This window comes from Methylosinus sp. shoA, assembly GCF_059718125.1.
The window spans coordinates 1,803,965-1,828,535 of record NZ_AP046091.1; the positions used below are offsets into that span (position 1 = coordinate 1,803,965).

Genomic DNA, 24,571 nt, shown 5'->3' on the forward strand with positions numbered 1-24,571 from the left:
GTCGACGAACCACGAGCCGCGCTGTTCTGGGACGCGAATGATCCCCGCGCGCTTTCGGTGCTCGTGCGAATGCAGCTGGGAAAATCCGGCGGAGAGAACGCTGCGGTAAAGCCTGCGGCGCGTCTCCTGTCGGTCGATCCCTTAGCGTTCGAAGCGCTTTCCTTATATGGGACGGCGCTCGCGCGCCTCGGGCGCATGGCTCGCGCGGCGGACGTCTTTTCGACTGCGGCGCAGCATTCGGCGCTCGATCAGATCGCGCACGGAGAAATGTTCTCGCGGTCGGCGGAGGCCGGGGATTTCGGCAAGGCTTTCAGAGAAGCCGATATCTTGCTGCGGGGGCGTCCACAACTCGGAATTGCTGTCTACCGATCCGTGAAAGCCCTAATCCGAACGAATGCGGGAGCGGAGGTCGAACTCGGACGCTTGCTGGCTGCGCAGCCTCCCTGGCGCGCCGAGATTCTCGCATACTTGTGCGCAGCTCTCGATCGATCGGATGTCCTCGTGAGGCTCTTTCAGCAATTGCGCGTATCCGGCGCCCCTCCTTCAACGGATGAGATGCGGCCCTTTCTCGAACGACTCGTACGGGATGGGCGGATAGACGAGGCTTATTTCTCTTGGCTCGGACAGCTGCCGCAGAGCAGGCTGGCGAATCTCGGTTATTTGTACAATGGCCGCTTCGAGCATCCGGTGTCGGATCTTCCGTTCGATTGGCGTTTCGTTCCCGCTCGCGGAGCCAAGATCGAGGTCGTTTCGAGCGCTAGAGAGCGTGTTCTCAGAGTCCAGTTTTTCGGTGCGCGAGTGGCGTTCGCGCATGTGATCCATCTGTTGGCGCTTCCGCCGGGGACCTATCTTCTCTCGGGATCCGCGAAATTGGACAATATCGAAAATGAACGGGGATTGCGTTGGCGGATCTATTGCAACGAAACGAGAGCGACGCTGGCGGCGACCGATCTGCTCGTCGGAACGAGGCCATGGACCCCGTTCCACGAGAAATTCGTGATCGATCCGTCCGACTGCCCGGCCCAATGGCTCGTGCTCGAAATTCCGGCGCGCTCCGCAATGGAGAGGGACGTCAGCGGCGAAGCGCGTTACAGGGATCTGGATATTACGAGGCTCGACACTGCGGTCGATCGGCTGTAGTGCTGACGCGTTGCAAAACGCCTGTTCCTAAACTCTCCTACTTGAGGGGGTCTTTTCCATGAAGAAAGCTCTGGCCACGATCGCCGCGCTGAACTTGTTGACGTTCGACTCTGCCGTCGCCGAAGAGAGGATCGCGCGGGTCGAAACCAAGAAATCGAACAAAGTCTGCGCATCGGGCCCAGCCCGATTGAAAGGTGTGAAAGGAACGGTGCTGCTTTCGCGCGGCGGTTCGTTCTCGCAAGCGTCCGAAGGTATGCGATTGGCGGCGGGCGATCACATTATCGCGCGAGACGGGTTCGCGCAGGTGGTGATCGGAGGCGCTGTCCTATCGGAGGTGAGCGACGGCGTGATGGTGACGATCCACGAGACGGACGCCTCTGTCTGTGTCGCTCGCGTGTCGGCGAGTCCGTCGGCGGTCGGACAGGCGCAAGGGGGCATCGATACGCAGGAGCTTCTCATACTGGGCGGGGTCGTGGCCGTGACCGGCGCCGGGCTCGGCGTCGGAATCTCCAACACGAGCGGCAATGGCCCGAATTATACGTTTCCGCCTCTGCTGAGCCCCTGACGCGAATTGGGCGTGAGAGCGCTCGAACTATCGTGCGGCCTCGCTATCGCTGCATCGCTCCTGTTAGGAGGAGCGACGCAAAAGGGCGTCGCATCGGATGATTTCGTTCAGCTCGCCTGTCTCCCGCTTCTCGGATATGTGATCCTCGAATACTCGTCGCGTGGAAGGATCGGCGACAGGGCGCTCCTCGCCTGCGCGATCGTGGTTGCTGTTCCTGCGCTTCAGCTGATCCCGCTTCCGCCGGCCGTTTGGACGGCGCTGCCGGGCCGGGCGCCGATCATCGATACATATCGCAGCGCGGGATTAGAGCTTCCCTGGTCGAGCCTCTCGATCAGCCCATGGGCGACGACGAGAACGGCGTTCGCTCTGCTGCCGCCCGTCGCGATTTTTCTCGGCGTGCGGATGTGCGAACGTCATGAACGGCTGCGACTCGCATTGCTCGTCCTGACGTTCGGCGTTGCGACGGCGCTCCTCGAGATGATGCAGATCGTGCAGGGGCCGGGAAGCGCCTTACGATTTTTTACGGTGACCTCTCGAGACGTCGGCGTGGGGTTCTTCGCCAATCGAAATCACACGGCGGCCTTCCTCTACGCGACGATTCCGATGGCGACCGTCGCTTTGGAGCGCTTTCTATGGGACGGGCGAGGATCTCGCGTCGCGATCTTGTTCGGATATATGCTGACGGCCTGGCTCGGGCTCATGATGACTGCGTCGCGCTCCGCGCTGCTGATCGGCGTGGTTTCGACGATCGGCGCTTTCGCCTTGCTCGCGCATGGACGCATCGGAACGCTGAAGCGGCTGCGAACGACCCACTATATGGTCGCGGGCGTTCTTCTGGCGGCGGCGAGCGCGCTTGCGACGTCGTTCGGGCTGTTCGGCATTCTCGCTCGGCTCGGCGATGAAAAAATAGCGGCCGACGCGCGTTGGCCCGTCTTCCGAGTGTCTCTTTCGGCCGCCGAGGCGTTTTTTCCGTTCGGATCCGGCCTCGGCGCCTTCGATCGAGCATATCCCTTGTTCGAAAGTTCCGGCAGGATCATCCCCGCGGTGGTCAATCACGCTCACAACGATGTTCTCGAGCTCTTGATCGAGACCGGCGTCGTGGGAGCGATCCTCATCGTCGGCGCGATCACTTCCGCGACGTTCTGCGCGCGTCGCTGCATCTTGCGAGATGATCCGGCCGAGACCAAGGAGCGATTGGCGGCGCTTTTCGTCACAGCGCTTTTGTTCATTCATTCGCTTTGGGATTACCCCTTGCGCACGTCGGCGGTCGCCGCCGTGTTTTCGTTCTGCTGCGCGATCCTGTGCGCAATTCCGGGCGCCGGGCCCAGCGACGCGGGCAGCCATGCAGGGCGGGGCCGTCGAGATTCGCGTGGAACTCTCGGACATTCACGGCGAGACATGGGCAGGCGGTCGTTCGACGTCGTCCGATGACGGCTTTGCCGCCTCGACCCGGTGATACGGCGAAATTGCGTGACACTCGGACATCGGCGACGGCGTCGCTGAGGCGTCGTGCGCGAGCAAATGGACTCTTCGGGCATCTATGTCTTCAACGACAGGTTCCACATGGCGTCGAAGAGCCGCTCGGGGCGTGCGTGCGCTCGGAGACGATGCATGAATGGCGCGACGTCGGTCACGTCTTCGGAGGAGCCGGTCGCTCGCTTCCTCGTTCTGGGGATTCCCGTAAGCATTTTGACGATGGAGCGATTGGTGGCTGCCGTCATGGCCTGGGCGTCCGAAGCACGTGCGAGAACCGTCTTCGTGCGCGACGTGGCCAGTCTGATGGCCGCCGTCGAGGAACCGCGGTTGCGCGCGCTTCATCACGAAGCGGATTTGGTGACGCCGGATGGCATGCCGCTCGTCTGGACGGGAAGGCTGCGCGGCCATGACGTGCAAAGGGTCGCGGGACCGGACCTGCTGTCGGAGGTATGCCGACAAAGCGTGGCGCTCGGCCTTCGTCACTATTTCTACGGCGGCCGCGCGGGCGTCGCCGAAAAGGTCGCGGCCAATCTTGCGCGGAGCTATCCGGGGCTCGAGATCGCCGGAAGTTTCAGCCCGCCCATGCGCGAGGTCGGTCCGGATTTTCAATTGTCCGACGACATTCGCGCGGAGCTGGACGTCATTCGGGAGAGTGGCGCCGATTTCGTCTGGATCGGAATTTCGAGTCCCAAGCAGGACTATTTCATCATGAAGGCCGCGCCCTATGTCGGCCGCGGCGTCTTTTTCGCCGTCGGCGCGGCGTTCGACTTTCATTCTGGCCGGCTGAAACGTGCGCCATTGTGGATGCAGCGCAGCGGCCTCGAATGCGTGCATCGACTGCTCAGCGAGCCTCGGCGCCTCTGGCGCCGCTATTTGATCAGCGCGCCGAAATTCCTTTGGCTCGTGGCTTTGGAAAGCCTAGGAGAACATCGGGCATGATCGCCGCAGTGAGGAATCTGCTGGAGGAAAACGGCCGCTCGCTCGCATTGGGCGTCGCGCGCGTCGGGCGGCGCGAAGGACTGATCCGGGCGGCGCTGTTCGATTCGGCGGGCGGCTTCGCAATTCGCGTGGCCCTGACAGGCGTCAATTTCCTGCTGATGGTCGTCTTGCTGCGAATGCTGGGCAAATCGGACTTCGGCGTCTACTCCTTCTCCATCGCCATACTGAGCCTGACGACATTTCCGGCGATGCTGGGCTATGACGGCTATCTGGTCCAAAAAATCAGCGGATTTCTCGCCGACGGCCGTGTCGCGGACGCGGCGCGCTATATCCGCTCCGTCTTGGCGATCTCCATCTCGGCGTCCTTGCTGATCGCGTTTGCCGGAGGCGCGTTGTCGAAATTGATCTCTCTCTCCGGGGAGAGCGTTCCGGTCACGGCCGTGGTCCTGGCTTTCACATGTCTTCCACTCGCGGCGGCGCAGAAGCTGATCTGCTCTGCTCTTCTCGCATTCGGCCGGCGGCTGGCGGCGCTCGTTTTCGACGAGCTCCTGGCGACTGTTCTCACGCTCTTCGCAATCGGCGTCATTTGGATCGGGCCATGGCCGGAGATCGATCACCGAATTGCGCTGCTTTCGAGAATGGGGGCGATGAGCGTCAGTCTCGCGGCGGGACTGGTCGCGCTTTCCAAGCTCATGCCTCTTTTCGACCTCGCCGAACCGCGAGCCGACGGCGTTCGGCCGAGCCTGATCGAATGGCGACGCAAAGCCATGCCCTTCATGCTCAGCTCGACCATCGCCATGTGGCACAGCTCCATCGGCGGCTTCCTGCTGGGGGTGCTGGCGGGAACGGATGCCTTGGGCCAATTCCAGCCGGCGCAAAGGCTCGTCGGCCTGCTGAGCTTCGCGATGATGGCGACCAATTTCGTCATTCAGCCGACGATCGCTCGATACCATGCCCAGCGCAGAATCTCGGAGCTGCAACGCCTCGTCACCATCACGGCGCGAGCCTCCTTCCTGTTTTCCACCGTGCTCGCCTTGGTCTTCTTCCTGGCGTCCGAGCCCATCCTGCATGCGATGTCGAAGGAGCTCATTTCCTCGGCCACGGCTTTGCGCATCATGCTCGCGGGCACATGGTTCGCCACTGCGATGCCTGCCGGCGCGACGATCTTGCTGATGTCGGGACATCAGCAGATCGCCGCCGGCCTAATGCTTCGAGCGCTGCTCGGCGGCGCGATCCTCGATTTCCTGCTCGTTCCCGGCATGGGCGTCGAAGGTGTCGCGCTCGTCGCTGCCGCTGTCTCCCTATGGCTGTATACCGCCTTGTGGCGCTACGCACGTCGCATGACCGGATTGGATGTGTCGATCTTCGGATGTTTTTCCTCCCATGCGGAAACATCCGCGGCGCGTTCGAGCTCCGTCGACGGAGCGCATGGCATCGACGATCCAGCAGTGGTCGATGGACGAAGTCCGGTAGAAGGTAAAAGAATCTGATGCGGCGTATCCTGCATGTCACGGAATCGGCGACGCTCGGCGGATCGTCGCGGGTGATCGAAAATCACATGCTGGCGCGGCGAAGCCGCGATTCGACGTTCATCGCGTTCAGAGGCGATGAGGCCTATCTGCGCGATCTCCGCAACCGCGGCGCAGAATGCCTGCTACTGAAGACCGAAGAGGAGCGATCCGTCTTTTTCGATCGTCAGGACGCCGAACAGACCGGAATCGTCATTCATCGCAGCGGATTCGAGACGCCGGAATGGAACGGCCTGCTCGCCATGCTCGCGGAGAAAGGATTTCATCGCATCGTGGAGTGCAATATCTTCGGCTATCGCGACACCGGGGCGGCTGCCCGACACATAAGGAAAATCTGCTTCACATCGATGCATTGTCTCTGGCGTAGCTGGCGAGCGCTCGGCGCGCCGCCGATCGACGAATTTCTGGAGCGCAACTGCGTCCTCTACAATCCCGTATTGATCGCTCCCGAGGCGGACGAAGTCTCGCGCCTCGGACGGGCGGCGCGCGAACGATATGGCGTGCCGCAGGACGCCTTCGTCATCGGCGACGTTTGCCGCCCGGATCCCAAGAGGATCGACGCCACGCTGCTCGGCGCCGCGGGCGCGCTGCTGCGCAGCATTCCCAATCTGTGGATCGTGACGCGGCGCTATCCGGAGTCGATCGCTCGCATAATGAAATGGCGACTCGGCGCGCGCTATGTGAATCTTCCCGTCACGCCCGATCCGCGCGAAGTCATGGAGACGCTGTGCATGATGGACGCTTTCGTGCACATTTCCAGCATGGGCGAAAGCTTCGGCATGGCCAATCTGGAAGCGATGCGCTGCGGCATCCCGGTCGTTTGCAACGAAACGCCCGAAGCGAACTGCTGCAACGCCCCGAGAGAGCTGATCCGTGACGGCGTGACGGGCTTCTTCGCCAATGATCCGATTCGTCTCATCGAGGTGCTGCGCAAGCTGGCGAGCCGCCCGGAGACGGCGCGCGAGATCGGCATATCGGCGCGGCGCGAGAGTCGGATGGGCGCGCTAGACCCGCGAGTCATCGAAGCCAACCTCGAGCAGCATCTCTTCGCGGATGGCTCGGATGGGGACTGGCCGGCGCCGAGCAAGAAGGAGCTCGCGGCCTATCTCGAAAGCTACGACGAGGCGTTTCTCGTCCCCCCGCGTCGGTCGTTTTCGCCGCTCGCCTTGTCGACATGGGCGTATCGGTTCGGATGGAGGGCGTATCGGAAGATGTATGGAGGATCATGATGACGATGAGCCGTAGGACCTGCCCATGTTGCGGCGCAGATGTTCATTCGCGTTATGGCGTCTTCGATCATTATGGGTATGCGCGCTGCCTGCAATGCGGATTATTGTTCGTGCATAATCCGCCGCGCGAGACGGACTCGATATATTCGGGGCAAACTTTTTCATATTATATGGAGCAGGAAGACGGGCTGCAGGAAAAATACGAGTGGCTGTTCGATACGTATTTCAAGAACGTCATTCCGTCTTCGGCGAAGGTCTTGGACATCGGATGCGGCGCCGGAAATTTTCTGCGATACGCCAAGAGAAAGGGTCTCCAGGCGACAGGGTACGAGATCGACGAATCGCGGGTCGCGTTTTGTCGCGAGCAAGACCTCGCAGTCATCGCCGAGGCGTTCACCTCTGCCACATCGGAACGAGAGTCGTGCGACATGGTTTGGATGAGCCATGTGCTGGAGCATGTCGTCGAGCCCCGCCAGCTCGTTCGAGACGCATGGCGGGCCATCCGGCCCGGGGGCGTCTTGTCTATCTTCGTTCCGAACACCAGCTCGATCTCGACGCGCGTCTGCGGCTTGCATCAATATAGCTTCATTCCGCCTTTTCATCTCACCCATTGGGACGAGAACAGCTTGCGAACGCTGTGTCAGGAGGCCGGGTTCGAGCCTATTCGAACCTTTTCCTTCGGCGGAGCGGGGCAGACGAGGGAAATAACCGCGTTCTTTTTCCGTGGGCGGTTCCGGCGCACGCCGGGCCGGGGGTCGCGAGACACGCCGGCCCATAAATCGCCCCATTCGACCGTGCGCACGGCGTCGCGGATCGTCGAGGCCGTGGACGCGATGCTGGCTCCCGCCTTGTCGAGGATCGGGGGCACGGAGCTCATCGGTATTTTTCGCAAGCCGCCCCGCAGCGAGGTGACAAAATGATCTTGGCTAGCTCATATCATAATAGCCGGGCGGATATTTTGTCCTTTCTGAAGCGCGTCAAGGCCGAGCGGCCCGACTTCCGAATCATCGACGTCGGCGGCGCGGCGAGCCCTTGGTGCGACGAGGTGGTCGACGCCTATCTCGACGTCGTGACATTCGAGACGAAGAAGACGACCTATACGGGAGACATTTGTCAGGAGAGCACTTGGCGACATATTCCGGAGAAGGCGTTCGATTTTTCGATATGCACGCATGTTCTCGAGGACATTCGTGATCCGTTGACCGCCATTCGCGGACTGGAGCGGATCTCGAGAGCCGGCTTCATTGCGACGCCCACGAAATGGCGCGAATTGTCTCCGATCGAAGATGTGTTGTGGCTGGGGAATTTTCATCATCGCTGGATCTTCGATTTCAATTCGAGCCGAGGAATTACCGCTATTCCCAAATCGGTGGCGACGAATCGATTTCTGCTGCACGGTCGATTGTTGTATGCGGCGAATCCGGTCACGATCGCGCGACGCTTGCTGTCCTTCTCGAACATCAGACAATCAGGATGGCTGCTCGGTCCTGATTTGGATCGAGCGAATCTGCGTCCGCTCCCCAGCTCGAAGCAGGAGCTGTCCTTCGTCTGGCGGGAGCAAATCCCGATCGATTTTCACGACTGGTATATGGGCGCTCGCTCTTTCTTGGATCATTGCCGGGAAATCATGAAACGTGACAATCGTTTCGCCTTCGAGCCGATCGACGTCGGGGCGCTCGACGCATTGTTCGAGGCGTCATGCGAAGCTGTCGACCAGGGCGTCCCCGGCGAATGAGGCGCATATCATGTCCACTCCAGGCGACGGGTCCATAAAAATTTCGGCAGTCATCAAGGCGAAGAACGAAGAGCGAAATATCGTCGATTGCATCGGCTCGCTGGCGGATTTTCCGGATGAGATCATCGTCGTCGACGACCAGAGCGACGACGCCACGCGTTCGCTCGCGATCGCGAAAGGCGCCCGCGTGCTCGAGGCGCAAAGCCGGGACGGCTATATCAACGTTTTGGACAAGATCGGCTTCGAGGCCGCAAAAGGAAAATGGCTGCTGCGACTCGACGCCGACGAGCGCATGACGCCTACGCTCGCGGCCGCTTTGAGAAAAATCGCGGAAGACGACGAATTTGCCGGTGTGCGGTTCGCTCGGCGCAATGTGATGTTCGGCGATGTGGCGTGGGGCGGCGGCTGGTTCCGCGCCGATCAGTTGCGGTTCTTTCGGTCGGACGCCTGGGATCGGAGCTGGTCGGCGGCGCCGCATACGCAGACGGACGTTTCCGGCAAGGTGCTGACCCTTCCAGCGCGCCGAGAATTTTCGACGCTTCATCTCGATTACGACAGCGTGGAGCAGTTCGTGCGGCGAACCCTGCTCGGCTACGCTTGCGTCGAAGCGTCGACGAAGCAGCGGGCGGGCGAGAGATTTTCATTGGCGCGTCTGCTGTTGCGGCCTCCGAAAGTATTTCTCGGCCGCCTTGTCGTTCGTGCGGGTTGGCGCGACGGCGTCAGGGGCGTGATCCTGGCGGGGCTGCTCGCCTGCTACGCTTTTCTGATCGAGGCGATGTTGTGGGATTTACAAAGGAGAGATCGATGAAGCCGTTCATCGCCGTCGTCTTCTTTTTTATTGGCGCCGTCGATATCGGCGCCGGTCTCGGCCGCATCATCGCCCAAATAGTTCGGCAGGATCGAAATGGAATTGCTCGTCAGAGCACTGGGTCCTTGTCGGAGGACGTGGATGTGGCGACGCCTCGAAATGAGACGAGCATTAAAATCTCCGCCGTGATCAAGACTAAGAACGAGGAGCGCAATATCGTCGATTGCATCGCTTCGCTCGCGGGCTTCCCGGACGAGATCATCGTCGTCGACGATCGGAGCGTCGATTCCACGCGTGCGCTCGCGATCGCGAGTGGCGCACGCGTGATCGAGGCGGAGAGCCGCGACGGCTATATCGACGTCCTGGACAAGATCGGGTTCGAGGCGGCAAAGGGCGCATGGCTCTTGCGCATCGATGCGGACGAGCGGATGACGCCGACTTTGGCGGTCGCGTTGAGCAAAGTCGCCGAAGACAACGAGTATGCCGGCGTGCGGTTCGCGCGCCGCAATGTGATGTTCGGCGATGTGGCGTGGGGCGGCGGCTGGTTTCGCGCCGATCAGATGCGATTCTTTCGCGCCGACGCCTGGGATCGAAGCTGGTCTGCGGTGCTTCACACGCAGACTGGCGTTTCCGGCAAGGTGCTGACTCTTCCGGCGCGAGAGGAATTTTCGACGCTGCATCTCGATTACGACAGCGTGGAGCAGTTCGTGCGGCGAACCCTGCTGGGCTATTCGGGCGTCGAAGCATCGACGAGGCAGCGAGGGGGCGAGAGATTTTCATTGGCCCGCTTGCTGCTGCGGCCGCCAAAAGTGTTTTTCGGCCGCCTGATCTTGCGCGCCGGCTGGCGCGACGGGGTCAGGGGCGTCGTCCTCGCCGGCCTGCTCGCCTGCTATGCTTTTCTGATCGAAGCGCGACTGTGGGATTTGCAGAGGATCGATGCATGAAATTTTCCGTCGTCGTCCCCAATTTCAACGGGGCCGCCCATATCGGCGCCTGTCTCGACAGCATCATCGCGCAACAGCGCGACGGCGTGGATATGGAGATCATCGTCATGGACGGGGGATCGGCCGATGAGAGCCGCGCGCTCATCGAGGCGCGAAGCGCGCATATTCATCATTGGGTTTCGGAGAAAGACGGTGGCCAGTCGGACGCGCTGAACAAGGGCTTCGCGCAAAGCCGCGGCGAGATCATGGCTTGGCTCTGCAGCGACGATCTCTATCTGCCTGGCGCCCTGCGGAAGGCGCAACGCTATTTCGAGGACCATCCAGACATCGACTTCGTCTATGGCGACATGTGCTGGATCGACGTGGAGGGGCGGCATTTGCGGGCGCAGCGGGAAATCGACTTCGACGAGGAGATCTTTCTATGGGCCTATAATTACATCCCTCAGCCGGCGACATTCTGGCGGCGCAGCTTGTGGACCCGCTGCGCCGGGATCGATACGTCCCTGGTCTGCGCGATGGACCGCGACCTCTGGCTCAAATTCGTGCGCGCCGGCGCACGCATCGGCCATTTGCCGGAATATCTGGCGGCCATGCGTACTTATCCGGAGCAAAAGACGAGGCGGCTCCGTCGACAGAGCGCGATCGAGGATCGACAGGCGTGCGCCGCCTTTCTAGGCCGGCCCGTGAAGGGCGTCGAGCTCTTGACGAAGGGCGCTTGGCATCGATTGCGGCGCATCGCCAAACGATTGCGCCTCGGCGCCTATTGGGCGCCGTTTCCCGAGTCGGTTGCAGCTCGCGCCTCGATCGAAGCTCCATGACCGCTGTTCGTCCTCTCGGCGCTCTCCGGACGTCGATCGCGAGCGCGCTGATGGGAAGTTGGCGGCGGGCGCGCGGGACAAGGCCGCACGGAGACGTGTTTTTCCTCGTGATGCTGATTTTCTTCAGCCTCTCGCCGCTCATTCGCGATATGGGCGGCGCCTTGTATGTCGCGATTTTGTTTGTCTGCATCGGCTGCGTCATCGCGCGGGGCGCCTGGATCTCCGATTCGTCCTTTCTGATATTCTGCGCCATAGGAGTCTTCTACACGCTCGGCTCCTATGTGAGGATGTTTCCCGCCGCGTGGACGATGATGTACGATCGTAGCGCCATTCCTCAGCAGGCGGCGTTCGTCGTCGGCTTCTATTTTTCCGTCGCCGCGGGCCGCGTGTTCTGGATCGATCTTCTCGCCGCTGACGATATGGTCCGGCGCTTGTGGCTGCTGTCGATCACCGGGTTTCTGTCGCCGATGCTGATCGCGGTGTTCAAAGGCGATCTCGATTTGGAAAATGCATTGGGAGGATTTTTCAGCTCGCTGTCCAATTCCACGATGATGGGCTATCTCGGCCTGGGGCTGCTAGTGATGCTGCGCCATGCGAGACGCGCTCGGCTGATCGCCGCGGCGCTGACTCCGTTCATGGCGATATTCACGCCCTTTGCGCAGAACACTTTCGCCGCGCTCGCGTTTTTCGGCTTGATTTTCACTCCTTGGCCTCGGCTGTCGCTCATGGCGGCGGTCACTGCTTTTCTTCTCCTGTGGACCCTCGGCTTCGGATTTAGAGATGTATTGATGGAAATCGACCCGACATGGACGGTTCGGATCAATTTCGCCTCGGACGCGCTCTCTGCGCTTCGAGATAATCTCGGCGTGGGAATCGGCTTCGGTACAGAAGCGGTGACGCCGATCTCGATGCTCGGCGCCGAGGCCTTTTCGTCCGGAATTGCGCCTTGGGAAGTCGATCAAGGCTGGATCTACATCAGCACCCACAACAGTTTCGTTGCGACATTCTTCAGACTGGGAATTCTCGGCGGGCTTACTTTTCTCGTCGTATTTTTCGGTTATCTCTTTCCCCGCTCGATCGACGACATTCGCTTGGAGCGGGTCTCCTGCTTCGCTTATTTCATTCTCTTCCTCCTGTTTTTTTCAAATCCTGGGCTAGAGAGCCCAGCCTATCATGTGGGCGCGGGCTTCGCCGCCGGACTGGTCTTGGCCTTGCGCCGTGATGCGAGTCTAGCACAGCCGGCGACCGCGCGTAGACGCGCTCCGTCGCCGGCATGCGGCGCGTGAGGCCGTTCCATCGCGCATGCGCATCGTTCTCGTTCACAATTCTTATCAGGAAGCGGGCGGGGAGGACGCCGTCGTCGCCGCCGAGGCGGAGCTATTGCGCGACGGCGGGCATCATGTACGCATAGCGAGCGTGACGAACCACTCTATCGCCGGCTTCGCCGCAAAGGCGCGAACGGCGCTGGCTGCGCCCTATGATCCAGCGCGAAAGGATTGGATGCGGGCGCTGATCGCGCGTCATGCGCCCGATGTCGTGCATGTTCATAATTTCTTTCCGCTGCTTACGCCCGCCGTTCACGAGGCGGCGGCCGAGCGCGGCGTCGCCGTTGTGCAGACGTTGCACAATTATCGTCTGCTCTGCGCCGGAGCGCTGCTCATGCGCGAGGGCGCCACATGCGAAAAATGCCTCGGAGGGAATAATCTCTGGAGCGTCGCCAACCGCTGCTATCGCGGTTCGGTCCTGGGCTCGCTCGCCGTGGCGCGAATGCAGAGGTGCGCGCGTCGAAGAGACATGTGGCGGCGCAATGTCCATCGCTTCATCGCGCTCACCGAATTCGCCAGAGAGAAATTCGTGGCGGGCGGGCTGATGGCCGAGCGCATCGCGATCAAGCCGAATTTCGTCTCCGATCCCGGGCTGGCGCTCGGGGTGCGTCGGGAGGGCGCGATATTCGTCGGCCGTTTGTCGCAGGAAAAAGGCGTCGATGTCTTGATCGAAGCGTGGAAGCGCCTGCCTCTCGTTCCGCTTCTCGTCGTCGGCGACGGGCCAGAGCGCGGTCGGCTCGAAGCCATGGCGTCCTCGCATGTGCGCTTTCTTGGACGACGCTCGCCAGAAGACGTACGCAGGCTGATGACCAATGCGGGGGCGCTGGTCATGCCGTCGCTCTGCTACGAGACATTCGGCATGACGATCGTCGAAGCCTTCGCCTGCGGTCTTCCGGTCGTCGCTTCTCGGCTCGGCGCGATGGCGGAACTGGTGGAAGACGGCGAGACAGGCGTCCTTTTCAAATCCGGCGACGCCGTCGATCTCACGGCCGTCGCCGGTCGGGCTTTCGCCAATCCGGCGCACCTCGCCGTCATGGGCGCGAAGGCGCGCGAGACATATGAGCGTCTCTACACGCCGAAGCGTAATTTGGCGATGCTGGAAGGGATCTATCGGGACTCTTTGGCGGAGGCGTCGAACCGCGTCGATCTCGGATGATTCGCGCGGGCGCGGTTGCACGCCGCTCCGGCGCGGCGGTTCCTGTCGCTGCAATCCGACGTCGCCGTAATCGCCCCTCGGTCATCCGCGGCGCTTTTCGAGAATGCGAAGAACCTCTCGGCGCAGAGAGCCCGCCGCCCGCGCGAAACGCGTCGAAGACGAGTGTCGCGGGTCTCTCCACCGCGAATTCCGCACCGCTTCTGCGCTGATCGCTCGGGTCTTTCGACGGCCGAGCGCTCGAGCCGGGCGCCGGCCTCGCCGAAAATCTGCTCGAGAGGATGAACAAAATGGGCGCGATTCGAACCCTTCTCGCCTTGTCCGTCGTATTTGCCCATACGTATGGGTACGTATTCGTCGGCGGCCGCCTGGCTGTTCAATTATTCTATATTATATCAGGCTTCCTGATGTCCTACGTATTAACGGAATTAAATAGCTATAGAACAATATCCGATTTCTATTTGAACCGGGCTCTGCGGCTGTTTCCTTTGTACTGGATAGTCGGAATATTGACGTTGCTCATGTGGACCGCTGATTATTTTCTGACGAAAGACGTGGCGTTTTTTCAGGTCTATCGTGATATTAATGCCTTTGGCGTCATGTCCCTCGTGCTGTCCAATATTTGTCTTGTCGGACAAGACTGGATCATGTTCACAGGAGTTCACGACGGAATTTTTCAATTCGTCTCTAGTCACCGGGACAGTGAGATCGCTGTTTGGAAGGGCCTGCTCGTGCCACAGGCTTGGACATTGGGAGTCGAATTGACTTTTTACCTGATTGTTCCGTTTATCATTGCGCGCAGAAAGACGATTGTCGTTCTACTATTACTATCTATTTGCGTCAGGATTTATTTGATAGCAATCGGATTTGGTTTGTCTGACCCTTGGTCATATAGATTCTTTCCGAGTGAATTGGCATTGTTCCTCCTGGGAGCGCTTTCTCACCAGATATTGATGCCATTGTATACGAAACTGAAGCTTCCCGTACTGGGCATTGTTTCTAATTCCGCAACGGCTGCGATCTTCATATATTGTGTCATATTTTTTATGATTCCATATACGGCAATAAATACATTCATATTGGTATTTTTGTTCATCTTGAGTTTGCCGGCGTTGTTTATCTTTCAGTCGAACAATAAATTTGATGTTCGTGTCGGCAACCTTTCCTATCCCATCTATATTTCTCATTATATGCTTATTTTCCCTGTCGGTGAAATATCGAAGCGAATGTATGATGGAGAACACTCGAAGCTGATCGAAGCTTTTGTTGTGATAGCCGCTACTATATGCGTAAGCTACGTCTTGGAAAGGGTCGTCAGCGAACGTGTCGAGCTGTTGCGCCGGCGGCTGAAGGGGGCAGGCCGCAAAGCCGCCGGCTCCATCCGCGATCGGGCGGATGCCGAGGCGCGTTCGAAGGGACTCGCGCCGACCTGAATTGGACACGCGGACGTCGAACCCGATCGAGAGCGTATTCGCGGCGCGCCTCATGGAGCTCATGATGGCGACGTCGAAGAACCGGGGGCGACTGAAAGGACAAAATCAGTTGCCGAAACTCGTCGAAGGCGTCACATTCCTCGACGGAATCGAGATCGCCCGCGAAGCCGAAGCCGCCGCTCGATCCGCGCGTCACCTAGATCTAAAATCCGGCATAGCTCGTTGGGCGCGCCAGTGAAATCTACAGACGGCGACAGGTTGTGGGACGACGCATCGCGATCGGCGCGACTCGACGGTTGCGCGACTTTCGCCTCGATCGGCCATGGGCTATGAATTCATGGGCTATGAATTGGTGAGTTTTGTCGTTTCCCGGGAACGTCCCCGAACGAGAAATCGATTCCTTCATGAAGCCTCGGCGGAGAATTGAGCATGTATGCTTTGAACGCCCTCAAGAAAAAATTGTCGTCATACGAGACGCTGAAGGCCGCGCGCCGCGCATGGACCGATTTCCGGTTCAAGCGGCAAGGCGACATCCACTTCAAAGTCGGCAAATTCGATATTCTGATGCCGTCCAGACATCCATTGCCCGAGCTGCTGAAGAGACAACCCTACCGAGACTTGTGCATCGGGATTTGCGCCGAGCACGTCGGAAGGAAATATCCGGACGCCGCCGTGCTCGACATCGGCGCCAATGTGGGCGACAGCGCCGCGATCATCGCAAGCTTCTGCGAGAATGATCTCATTCTCGTCGAGCCCAGCTCTTTTTTTTTCCGATACCTAGAGAAGAACGTCCAGAAAATCCCCAATCGCTCGCGCGTCGAACAGCTGTTCATCTCTCCCGAAGACAGCCTGCGAGGCCGGCTGGTTCACTGGGGCGGCACAGCCTTCTTCGAAAGCAATGCAAAGTCTCCCGCGCTGACGACAAAGCGTCTGTCGAGCTTCGATCCTGGCATCTGCATGGTGAAGATCGACACCGACGGACACGATTTCGAGATTATCAATCGTGAGATCGATTGGTTTTCTAAATCTTGCGCTGCAATAATATTCGAAAATCAAATAATGTCGTTGCGGGATCTGGAGGCGTCGGCCGCCGTTCTCGACAACCTGCTGCAGGTCGGCTATAGATATTTTATCGTATTCGACGACGCAGGATTTTTCATTCTATCGACCTGCGATGTCGACGTTGTGAAAAATCTAAACCGATATCTTTATAGCATATGGCGCGAAGCGAGCTCGTCGAAAAAGAGCATTTCAAACTATGACATCATCGCGTTGCACGCCAAGGATCACGATGTCCACGAGCGCATCGTCGATTTTTACGATAAGAAACGCAGCGTAGCCGCGTTCGAGACGATTTGAGGCGCCACGGCGTCCCACCGCCTCCTCGCCCCTTCAGGCCCGGCTTGCTCGGAACCTCCGAGGCTTTCGCGGATTTCGTCGAGCGCCTCGCGTCGCGCGACTCGCCCTCTCATGCGCCGTTGAAGCGGCTGGCGGCGCTCTACGAGGCGGCGGTCGCCGAGCTCTATGGCGGCACGTCGGTCCGAAAGCGCAAGGCCGACGTCGGCCGGGCCTTTGCGCGGCAAGACGGGCGCAAACGAAAGAGCCGGACTATGCGAGCTCGACTGCAAAGCTGAAAAATCCCAATAAATACCAGCAGTTTAGAATAATTTTTTTGTAGACCTCGCCACGCAGACGGCTTACGTTTTGCGTGCTCACGCTCACGTTGCGCCATAGGATGCGCAGCGTATGAGCGACATTCGCCGACCTTCGAACAATACGTCGATAACAATGCGTCTATTCGGTGAAGCGATGGTTTCGGAAATCGACAGCGCGCGGAGATCGATAGGCCGGAAGAGCCTCTTGCGGCCGGCGCTCGGCGGCGCGGCCGCCGTGCTGCTCCTTCTCGGCGCATATCAGCTTTACAAGCTGTTTTCGCCCGTTCAGCGCACGAGCCGGGCGCAGCCTCCGCTTCCGGTGCGGGTCACGACGGTGGGCCGCGGCGATATCCGCCTGTTCGCAACCGGCCTCGGAACTGTCACGCCGATCGCGACGGTCAATGTCGTCACGCAGGTCAACGGACAGATCACGCAGATCGCCTTCCGGGAAGGGCAGACCGTCAAAAAGGGCGATTTCCTCGCGCAGATCGATCCTCGCCCTTACGAATTCATGCAGGCCCAATACGAAGGGCAGCTCGCGCATGATCAAGGCCTGCTCGATCAGGCCAAGGCCAATCTCATCCGCTATCAGGCGCTGTTGAAACAGAACGCCATCGCCCGACAATCGGCCGAAGACCAGGCGTTTCTCGTCAAGCAGTACGAAGGGTCGGTCAATCTGGATCGCGCTCTCATCGAACAGCAGAAGCTCAATCTCGCTTACGCGCATATCGTTTCCCCGATCGACGGCCGCGTCGGACTTCGCCTCGTCGACCCCGGCAACTATGTGCAGGCGTCGTCCAACAACATCCTCGCGGTCGTCACGCAACTCCAGCCGATCACCGTGATCTTTCCGCTTCCCGAGGACATGCTCCCCGAAATTCTCCCGGCGATCACGGAGGGGACTCCATTGCGGGTCGCAGCGTTCGATCGGGCCAACATACGACAGCTCGATACAGGCGAGCTGATCACGGTCGACAATCAGATCGACACGACGACCGGAATGGTGAAGCTGCGCGCGAAATTCGAAAACAGCGAAGGCAAGCTCTTTCCCAACCAGTTCGTCAATGCGCGGCTGCTCGTTCGCACGCTGCGCGATGTGACGACGATTCCGTCCGCCGCGATACAGCACGGCGCGCCCGGCCCTTACGCCTATGTCGTCGACGCGCAGAACAAGGTCGCCGTTCGCTCGCTCACTCTCGGCCCTTCCGAAGGCGATCGCACCGCCGTCGCCTTCGGCGTCAGTCCGGGCGAGAGCGTCGTGACCGAAGGCACCGATCGTCTGCGCGACGGCATGGAGGTCTCGCCGACGGCGGTCGAGGGCGCTGGCGGGGGCGAAGCCGAGAACGACGCCCCGATGAAACCAGTGAAATCGTGATCGCCGTCGACAACCGCTCCTCGACGCGGCGGCCGAACCCGAACCGAGATCGATGAACGTCTCCGAGCCTTTCATCAAAAGACCGGTCGCAACCTCTCTGCTGATGGCGGCGATCCTGCTGACGGGCTTCGCCGCCTTCGGTCAGCTGCCCATCGCGACCTTGCCGGAGGTCGAATATCCGACCATCCAGGTGCAGACCTTCTATCCCGGCGCGAGCCCCGAGGTCATGACCTCCTCGGTGACGGCGCCGCTCGAGACGCAGCTCGGCCAGCAGCCCGGCCTCGATCGCATGATCTCGACGAGCTCCGCCGGCGCCTCGACCATCACCCTGCAATTCAGCCTGGATGTTTCGCTCGATGTCGCCGAGCAGGAGGTGCAGGCTGCGATCAACGCGGCAAGCAATCTGCTGCCGGCCGACCTTCCGACGCCGCCCGTCTATTCCAAGGTCAACCCGGCCGACGCGCCGATATTGACGCTGGCGCTCACGTCGAAAAGCCTGTCTCTGATCGATCTCGAAGAGCTGGCCGAAACGCGCCTCGCCCCGCGAATCTCCCAGCAGCCCGGCGTCGGCCGCGTGACGATCGGCGGCGGCAGCCGGCCCGCCGTGCGCGTGCGACTCAATCCGCGCGCGCTCGCCGCCTATGGGCTCGCCATCGACGATGTCCGCACGATTCTCGACAATCAGAACGTCAACATGCCCAAGGGCTTTTTCGACGGCCCCGACAAGTCCTACACGATAAACGCCAATGATCGGCTGACCGGCGCCGAGCAATATGGGCAAGTCGTCGTCGCTTATCGCAACGGCAATCCCGTCAAGCTGTCCGACGTCGCCGAGATCGTCCGCGGCCCGGAAAACGCCAAGCTCGCCGCCTGGCACAACGAAACTCCGGCCATCATCGTCGATATCAGGCGTCAACCGGGCGCCAATGTCATCGAAGTCGTGGATTCGATCAAGGCGCTGCTGCCGCAGCTCGAGGCCGGCCTGCCCGCCGCTGTCGACCTCCGCCCGATCAGCGACCGCACGACGACGATTCGAGCGTCGGTCGAAGACATCGAATTCGAGCTCGGTTTCGCCGTCGTGCTGGTCGTGCTGGTGATCTTTCTGTTCCTGAGGACCTTCGCCGCGACGATCATTCCGAGCCTTTCCGCGCCGCTCTCGCTCGTCGGCTGCCTCGGCGTCATGTACCTGCTGCATTTCAGCCTCGACAATCTGTCGCTGATGGCGCTGACGATCGCCACGGGTTTCGTCGTCGACGACGCCATCGTCATGATCGAGAACATCGCCCGCTATGTCGAAAGCGGCAGAAAGCCGATGGAAGCGGCGCTCGAGGGCGCCGGGGAGATCGGCTTCACCATCATCTCGCTGACGATCTCGCTGGTCGCCGTGCTGATTCCGTTGCTGTTCATGCGCGACATCGTCGGCCGGCTGTTCCATGAATTCGCCATCACGCTGACGGCGACGATCGTCATCTCGGCCATCGTGTCGCTGACGCTCGTGCCGATGATGTGCGCGCGGCTCATACATCATCGGCGCGATTCCGAGCGCAGCCGCCTCGACTTGGCCGCGGAGCGCGGCTTCGAGTGGATCATCGCCGGATATGGCCGCGCGCTCGAGGTCGTGTTGAGGCATCAGCCGCTGACGCTTTTCGTCGCGCTGGCGACATTGGCGCTGACGGCCTTCCTCTATGTGATCATTCCCAAAGGCTTCTTCCCCGTACAGGATACAGGCCTCGTCCAGGCGATCTCGGTCGCGCCGCAGGACGTGTCCTTCGGCGAGATGGCGCGGCTGCAGAGCGAACTCGCCAAGGCGATCCTGAAGGAGCCGGACGTCGAGAGCCTCAGTTCCTTCGTCGGAGTGGACGGCGTGAACCCGACGCTCAACAACGGCCGTTTCCTCATCACGCTGAAACCGCTCGACAGGCGAAGCCATTCCGCGACGGAGATCATTCGGCGACTGGAATCCGAGGTCGCGGGCGTCACGGGCGCGAGCCTCTACATGCAGCCCGCGCAGGATCTCACGATCGACGCGAGCGTCACGCGCTCGCCTTATAAATTCGTCATCGAGGATCTGCGCGGCGGCGAGCTCCAGAATTGGGTCCCGAAGATTGTCGAACGCCTCTCGGAGCAGCCGGAGGTGACCCATGTCGCGAGCGATCTGCAGCACGGCGGACTTGCGGTCGATTTGGAAATAGACCGCGCGACGGCCTCGCGCTTCGGCATCACGCCCGCGACCATCGACAACGCTCTTTATGATTCGTTCGGACAACGCGTCGTTTCGACCATCTACACGCACAATAATCAGTACCGCGTGATCCTCGAAGCCGATTCATCCGTTCAGACGCATCTCGACGGTCTCTCGGCGATCTATCTGCCGTCGTCCACGTCGGCGGCCGATGGGCAAGTGTCTCTCGGGGCCGTCGCTCACGTCTCGCAGCGCACGGCGCCGCTGCTGGTCTCTCGCTTCAGCCAGTTTCCGGCCGCGACGATCTCCTTCGACGTCGCCCCCGGCGCCTCGCTCGGCGCCGCCGCGCAGGCCGTCGAGACGGCGATCGCGGACACGCGGCCGCCGAAGAGTTTCATCATCGCCTATCAGGGCGTTCTGCAAGCCTTCCGGTCGTCGCTCACCAGTCAGCTGCTGCTCATTCTCGCGTCGATCGCGGCCATGTATATCGTGCTCGGCGTGCTCTATGAGAGCTATATTCACCCGGTCACGATCCTGTCGACGCTTCCCTCGGCCGGAGTCGGCGCGCTGGTCACGCTGATGATCTTCGGCTATCCGCTCGATGTCATATCGATCATCGGCATCATCCTGCTCATCGGCATCGTCAAGAAAAACGCCATCATGATGATCGACTTCGCGCTCGACGCGGAGCGAGACGACGGCAAGCCGCCGCGCGAGGCGATTTTTCAGGCGTGCATGCTGCGTTTCCGTCCGATCCTCATGACGACGATGGCCGCCATCATCGGCGCCGTGCCGCTGATCGTCGGCGCCGGCGCAGGCTCCGAGCTGCGTCGTCCGCTCGGCTTCGTCATCGTCGGCGGCTTGATCGTCAGCCAGATACTGACGCTGTTCACAACGCCGGTCATCTATCTCTTTTTCGACCGCCTTGCACGGCGCCTCGGCCGCGCGGCGCCTCCCGAGGCGCGGCCATGAACATATCCGCGCCCTTCATCGCGCGTCCCGTCGCCACCACGCTGATGACGATCGGGATCGCCGTCGCCGGCGCGCTCGCTTTGTTCAAATTGCCCGTCGCGCCGGTTCCGCAAGTCGATATTCCGACCGTGACCGTCTCCGCGCAGCTGCCCGGCGCCAGTCCCGACACGGTCGCGACCAGCGTCACCAGTCCACTCGAGCGCCATCTGAGCCGGATCGCCGACGTCACGGAGATGACGTCGGCGAGCGGTCTCGGCTTCTCGAACATCACCCTGCAGTTCGGCCTCGATCGGGATATCGACGGCGCGGCGCGCGACGTGCAGGCGGCCATCAACGCGGCGCGGGCCGATCTGCCGACGAATCTGCCGGCCGATCCGATCTATCACAAGGTCAATCCGGCCGAAGCGCCGATCATTATTCTCGCGTTGAAGTCCAGCACGCTGACCCAGGGCCAGCTCTATGACGTCGCGAGAACGGTTCTGCAGCAGCGGCTATCGCAGCTCGAGGGCGTCGGCCAGGTCTTCATCAACGGCGCGTCGCTGCCGGCCGTGCGCATCGAGCTCGGCGCGGACGCTCTGAACAAATTCGGGCTCGGCGCGGAGGACATCCGCGCGGCGGTCGCCTCCGCGAATGCGAACAGTCCGAAGGGCTCCATCGAGGAGAACGGACGCAGTTTTCAAATCTACGCCAACGATCAGGCCGTCAGGGCGGCGGACTATGCGCCGATCGTCGTCGCTTATCGCAACGGCAACGCCGTTCGCCTGTCCGACGTCGCCAATGTCACGGATTCGATCGAGGACGTCCGAACCGCCGGCTTCTTCAACGAGGATCCGGCCGTCACCGTCGTCCCGCTGTCGCTGCCGGGCGCGAATATCATCGACACTGTCGAGCGGGTCAGAGCCGAGCTGCCGGCGCTCGAGGCCGCCATGCCCGCGGATGTGAAGCTCATTGTGGCCGGCGACAAGTCGCTGACCATCCGCGCCTCGCTCGCCGACACCGAGACGACGCTCGTCCTCGCCATCATTCTCGTGATCCTGGTCGTGTATTTCTTCTTGCGCGATCTTCGCACGACGATCGTTCCGAGCATCGCCGTGCCGATTTCGATCGTCGGCTCCTTCGCCGTGATGTATCTCGCCGGATTCACGCTGGACATCCTCTCGCTCATGGCGCTGACCATCGCGACGGGCTTCGTCGTCGACGACGCCGTGGTCGTCGTCGAGAATGTCTCTCGTCACATAGAGACCGGAACGGCGCCGCGAGACGCGGCCTTGCTCGGCGCGCGCGAGGTCGCATTCACGGTCCTCGCCATCAGCCTGTCGCTCGTCGCCGTCTTCACGCCCATCTTGTTCATGGGCGGCGTTTCCGGTCGGCTTTTCCGCGAATTCGCGACGACGCTCTCGATCGCGATTCTCATCTCGCTGGTCATTTCTCTGACGACCACCCCCATGCTCTGCGCTCTCTTGCTGCGCAAGACGTCGGCGGACGAGCGCCCGAAGCGGCGGACCTTCTTCGACCGAATGCACGGCGCCTATGAGCGCAGTCTCGTCGTCGCGCTACGTCATCCGCGCAAGGTCGTGCTGGTCCTGTTCGCGACGATCGCGCTCAACATCGTGCTGATCGACGTCATCCCCAAAGGCTATTTTCCCCAGCAGGACACGGGACGATTGGTCGGAGCCCTGCGCGGCGACCAGAGCATTTCGTTTCAGGCGATGAAAAAGAAGCTCGTGGAAGCGATCGCGCTCGTGAGGCGGGATCCGGCCGTGGACAATGTCATCGGCTTCGCGGGAGGCGGGGGGATCGGCGGCGACGGGAGCGCCGTCAACACGGCCACGATTCTCGTCAATCTGAAGCCCCTGGAGGAGCGGCGCGAGAGCGCCGACAGCGTGATCGCTCGTCTGCGGCCCGTCCTCGCGAAGGTTCCCGGCGTGGGAGCGTTTCTGACTTCCATTCAGGACTTCCGCGTCGGCGCGCGACAATCCAATGCTCAATATCAGTATACGCTGCTCGGTGACGACGCCGAACTCTACGAATGGACGCCCCGCCTCGTCGAGGCTCTGTCTCATGGCGACGTGCTGCGGGACGTGAGCTCGGATTTGCAGCGGAAAGCGCTCCAGGCCGATGTGACGATCGATCGGGACGCGGCCTCGCGGCTCGGCGTCACCGCCGCGCAGATCGACAATGCTCTCTACGATTCATTCGGCCAGCGGCAAGTTTCGGTGATCTACAAGGCGCAAAATCAATATCACGTCGTGATGGGCGTCGACCCGCGCGGCGCGCGCCGGCCCGAGTCGCTGAAGGATGTGTATGTCTCGACCGCCGGCGCGCCGGCGCGCGGCGCCGCCGTGACCAACGCGCCCGCGGGAACGGCTGTCGCGAGGGCGACGAGGACGGTCGCGCCGTCCTCCGGTTCGGCAGGCGCCGCCGTCGACGCCGCGGCGCGCAATGCCGCGACCAATTCGCTCGCGGTCGTCGGCAATGGGGCGCCGTCGACGGGCTCGGCGGTCAGCACCGGCGTCGAATCCATGGTTCCCCTGTCCGCTATCGCCAGCTTCGCCTCCCGTCCCACGGCGCTCGCCGTCAATCATCAAGGCCTTTTCGTCGCGACGACCATCTCGTTCAACCTCGCCGAAGGCGGTTCGCTGAGCCAGGCGTTGGAAGACATTCAGCGCGCCTCGAAAGAAATAGGCGTGCCGACGACCGTCATCGGCGCGCTCGCAGGCACGGCCGGACTCTTCACCCAGGCGCTCGAGAGCGAGCTGCTGCTCGTCGGCGTGGCGCTCGCCGCAGTCTATATCGTGCTCGGAATCCTCTATGAAAGCTACATCCACCCGATCACGATCCTATCGACCTTGCCGTCCGCCGGAATCGGAGCGGTGCTCACGCTGCTCTTGTTCCACACCGAATTCAGCCTCATCACCTTCATCGGCGTCATCCTGCTCATCGGAATCGTCATGAAGAACGCGATTCTCATGATCGATTTCGCGATCGACGCCAAGCGCGCGCGCCATGCGTCGTCCTATGAGGCCATTTTCGAAGCTTGCGTGCTGCGCTTCCGGCCGATCATGATGACGACGACGGCCGCGATCCTCGGCGCCGCTCCGCTGGCTCTGAGCTTCGGCAATGGCGGCGAAGTTCGCCGGCCGCTCGGCATCGCGATCGTCGGCGGCTTGATGGTGAGCCAGATCCTGACGCTCTATACGACGCCGGTCGTCTATCTTTATCTCGACCGCTTCGGCGAATGGGCGGCGGCGCGAGGACGGAGCGCGCTCCTACGCATGGCGGGCGCGCGCTGA

The 24,571-nt window shown here is 61.2% G+C and carries 19 protein-coding genes and 1 pseudogene; 19 read left to right on the top strand and 1 reads right to left on the bottom strand.

All coding sequences use genetic code 11. From position 1 onward, the window contains the following. Positions 1 to 543 precede the first annotated feature (543 nt). Positions 544 to 813 (bottom strand): hypothetical protein, encoded by a 270-nt coding sequence (locus tag AC6IW9_RS08110; protein WP_497771172.1) that lies wholly within the window; start codon positions 811 to 813, stop codon positions 544 to 546. A gap of 57 nt (positions 814 to 870) precedes the next feature. On the opposite strand from AC6IW9_RS08110, the gene AC6IW9_RS08115 reads away from it, so the two are divergent. From AC6IW9_RS08115 to AC6IW9_RS08205, 19 genes and pseudogenes are all read left to right on the top strand, one after another. Next, a complete protein-coding gene (locus AC6IW9_RS08115; protein WP_497771175.1) occupies positions 871 to 1,140 on the top strand; it encodes a hypothetical protein in 270 nt (89 codons plus the stop codon). A gap of 58 nt (positions 1,141 to 1,198) precedes the next feature. Continuing rightward, complete coding sequence (locus tag AC6IW9_RS08120) at positions 1,199 to 1,705, top strand: hypothetical protein (protein WP_497771178.1); 507 nt, start codon at positions 1,199 to 1,201, stop codon at positions 1,703 to 1,705. Between the two features lie 138 nt (positions 1,706 to 1,843). Then, positions 1,844 to 3,136 carry an O-antigen ligase family protein gene (locus tag AC6IW9_RS08125; RefSeq protein WP_497771181.1) on the top strand — a complete coding sequence of 431 codons (1,293 nt, stop codon included), beginning with the start codon at positions 1,844 to 1,846 and terminating at the stop codon, positions 3,134 to 3,136. Positions 3,137 to 3,316: 180 nt separating this feature from the next. Next, entirely contained in the window at positions 3,317 to 4,120 is an 804-nt protein-coding gene (locus AC6IW9_RS08130; protein ID WP_497771184.1) for a WecB/TagA/CpsF family glycosyltransferase, read from the top strand. Then, complete coding sequence (locus tag AC6IW9_RS08135) at positions 4,117 to 5,610, top strand: oligosaccharide flippase family protein (RefSeq protein WP_497771187.1); 1,494 nt, start codon at positions 4,117 to 4,119, stop codon at positions 5,608 to 5,610. Before AC6IW9_RS08130 ends, AC6IW9_RS08135 begins: the two co-directional genes overlap by 4 nt. Next, positions 5,610 to 6,878: a glycosyltransferase family 4 protein gene (locus AC6IW9_RS08140; protein WP_497771190.1), complete on the top strand. Its 1,269-nt coding sequence runs from the start codon at positions 5,610 to 5,612 to the stop codon at positions 6,876 to 6,878. Before AC6IW9_RS08135 ends, AC6IW9_RS08140 begins: the two co-directional genes overlap by 1 nt. 170 nt (positions 6,879 to 7,048) lie before the next feature. Beyond that, positions 7,049 to 7,798, top strand: a complete 750-nt coding sequence (locus tag AC6IW9_RS08145; RefSeq protein ID WP_497771192.1) for a class I SAM-dependent methyltransferase — start codon at positions 7,049 to 7,051, stop codon at positions 7,796 to 7,798. Beyond that, positions 7,795 to 8,613 carry a class I SAM-dependent methyltransferase gene (locus AC6IW9_RS08150; RefSeq protein WP_497771195.1) on the top strand — a complete coding sequence of 273 codons (819 nt, stop codon included), beginning with the start codon at positions 7,795 to 7,797 and terminating at the stop codon, positions 8,611 to 8,613. Before AC6IW9_RS08145 ends, AC6IW9_RS08150 begins: the two co-directional genes overlap by 4 nt. Before the next feature lie 10 nt (positions 8,614 to 8,623). Next, positions 8,624 to 9,421: a glycosyltransferase family 2 protein gene (locus tag AC6IW9_RS08155; RefSeq protein ID WP_497771198.1), complete on the top strand. Its 798-nt coding sequence runs from the start codon at positions 8,624 to 8,626 to the stop codon at positions 9,419 to 9,421. Beyond that, positions 9,418 to 10,365: a glycosyltransferase family 2 protein gene (locus AC6IW9_RS08160; RefSeq protein WP_497771200.1), complete on the top strand. Its 948-nt coding sequence runs from the start codon at positions 9,418 to 9,420 to the stop codon at positions 10,363 to 10,365. The genes AC6IW9_RS08155 and AC6IW9_RS08160 overlap by 4 nt, the downstream gene beginning before the upstream one ends. Next, complete coding sequence (locus AC6IW9_RS08165; RefSeq protein WP_497771203.1) at positions 10,362 to 11,183, top strand: glycosyltransferase family 2 protein; 822 nt, start codon at positions 10,362 to 10,364, stop codon at positions 11,181 to 11,183. The genes AC6IW9_RS08160 and AC6IW9_RS08165 overlap by 4 nt, the downstream gene beginning before the upstream one ends. Positions 11,184 to 11,650: 467 nt before the next feature. After that, the gene (locus tag AC6IW9_RS08170) at positions 11,651 to 12,469 is read left to right on the top strand and encodes a hypothetical protein (protein ID WP_497771205.1); all 819 of its coding nucleotides are present in this window, start codon (positions 11,651 to 11,653) and stop codon (positions 12,467 to 12,469) included. Between the two features lie 16 nt (positions 12,470 to 12,485). Beyond that, positions 12,486 to 13,664: a glycosyltransferase family 4 protein gene (locus AC6IW9_RS08175; protein WP_497771208.1), complete on the top strand. Its 1,179-nt coding sequence runs from the start codon at positions 12,486 to 12,488 to the stop codon at positions 13,662 to 13,664. Between the two features lie 287 nt (positions 13,665 to 13,951). Then, positions 13,952 to 15,094: an acyltransferase family protein gene (locus AC6IW9_RS08180; RefSeq protein ID WP_497771211.1), complete on the top strand. Its 1,143-nt coding sequence runs from the start codon at positions 13,952 to 13,954 to the stop codon at positions 15,092 to 15,094. Positions 15,095 to 15,104: 10 nt separating this feature from the next. Then, positions 15,105 to 15,332: pseudogene (locus tag AC6IW9_RS08185) on the top strand (hypothetical protein); the annotation flags it as partial. Positions 15,333 to 15,532: 200 nt separating this feature from the next. Next, entirely contained in the window at positions 15,533 to 16,453 is a 921-nt protein-coding gene (locus tag AC6IW9_RS08190; protein WP_497771213.1) for an FkbM family methyltransferase, read from the top strand. A 387-nt stretch (positions 16,454 to 16,840) separates the two neighbouring features. Then, positions 16,841 to 18,124 carry an efflux RND transporter periplasmic adaptor subunit gene (locus AC6IW9_RS08195; protein WP_497771216.1) on the top strand — a complete coding sequence of 428 codons (1,284 nt, stop codon included), beginning with the start codon at positions 16,841 to 16,843 and terminating at the stop codon, positions 18,122 to 18,124. A gap of 52 nt (positions 18,125 to 18,176) precedes the next feature. Continuing rightward, positions 18,177 to 21,278 carry a multidrug efflux RND transporter permease subunit gene (locus AC6IW9_RS08200; RefSeq protein ID WP_497771218.1) on the top strand — a complete coding sequence of 1,034 codons (3,102 nt, stop codon included), beginning with the start codon at positions 18,177 to 18,179 and terminating at the stop codon, positions 21,276 to 21,278. Next, a complete protein-coding gene (locus AC6IW9_RS08205) occupies positions 21,275 to 24,571 on the top strand; it encodes an efflux RND transporter permease subunit (protein WP_497771221.1) in 3,297 nt (1,098 codons plus the stop codon). The genes AC6IW9_RS08200 and AC6IW9_RS08205 overlap by 4 nt, the downstream gene beginning before the upstream one ends.

Excerpts from the sequence above, each read along its gene's own strand:
- AC6IW9_RS08110 (WP_497771172.1), bottom strand. The coding sequence starts at position 813 with ATGCGCGAACGCCACTCGCGCACCGAAAAACTGGACTCTGAGAACACG.
- AC6IW9_RS08120 (WP_497771178.1), top strand. The coding sequence starts at position 1,199 with ATGAAGAAAGCTCTGGCCACGATCGCCGCGCTGAACTTGTTGACGTTC.
- AC6IW9_RS08130 (WP_497771184.1), top strand. The coding sequence starts at position 3,317 with ATGAATGGCGCGACGTCGGTCACGTCTTCGGAGGAGCCGGTCGCTCGC.
- AC6IW9_RS08135 (WP_497771187.1), top strand. The coding sequence starts at position 4,117 with ATGATCGCCGCAGTGAGGAATCTGCTGGAGGAAAACGGCCGCTCGCTC.
- AC6IW9_RS08140 (WP_497771190.1), top strand. The coding sequence starts at position 5,610 with ATGCGGCGTATCCTGCATGTCACGGAATCGGCGACGCTCGGCGGATCG.
- AC6IW9_RS08145 (WP_497771192.1), top strand. The coding sequence starts at position 7,049 with ATGGAGCAGGAAGACGGGCTGCAGGAAAAATACGAGTGGCTGTTCGAT.
- AC6IW9_RS08150 (WP_497771195.1), top strand. The coding sequence starts at position 7,795 with ATGATCTTGGCTAGCTCATATCATAATAGCCGGGCGGATATTTTGTCC.
- AC6IW9_RS08155 (WP_497771198.1), top strand. The coding sequence starts at position 8,624 with ATGTCCACTCCAGGCGACGGGTCCATAAAAATTTCGGCAGTCATCAAG.
- AC6IW9_RS08160 (WP_497771200.1), top strand. The coding sequence starts at position 9,418 with ATGAAGCCGTTCATCGCCGTCGTCTTCTTTTTTATTGGCGCCGTCGAT.
- AC6IW9_RS08165 (WP_497771203.1), top strand. The coding sequence starts at position 10,362 with ATGAAATTTTCCGTCGTCGTCCCCAATTTCAACGGGGCCGCCCATATC.
- AC6IW9_RS08170 (WP_497771205.1), top strand. The coding sequence starts at position 11,651 with ATGCTGATCGCGGTGTTCAAAGGCGATCTCGATTTGGAAAATGCATTG.
- AC6IW9_RS08175 (WP_497771208.1), top strand. The coding sequence starts at position 12,486 with ATGCGCATCGTTCTCGTTCACAATTCTTATCAGGAAGCGGGCGGGGAG.
- AC6IW9_RS08180 (WP_497771211.1), top strand. The coding sequence starts at position 13,952 with ATGGGCGCGATTCGAACCCTTCTCGCCTTGTCCGTCGTATTTGCCCAT.
- AC6IW9_RS08195 (WP_497771216.1), top strand. The coding sequence starts at position 16,841 with ATGAGCGACATTCGCCGACCTTCGAACAATACGTCGATAACAATGCGT.
- AC6IW9_RS08200 (WP_497771218.1), top strand. The coding sequence starts at position 18,177 with ATGAACGTCTCCGAGCCTTTCATCAAAAGACCGGTCGCAACCTCTCTG.
- AC6IW9_RS08205 (WP_497771221.1), top strand. The coding sequence starts at position 21,275 with ATGAACATATCCGCGCCCTTCATCGCGCGTCCCGTCGCCACCACGCTG.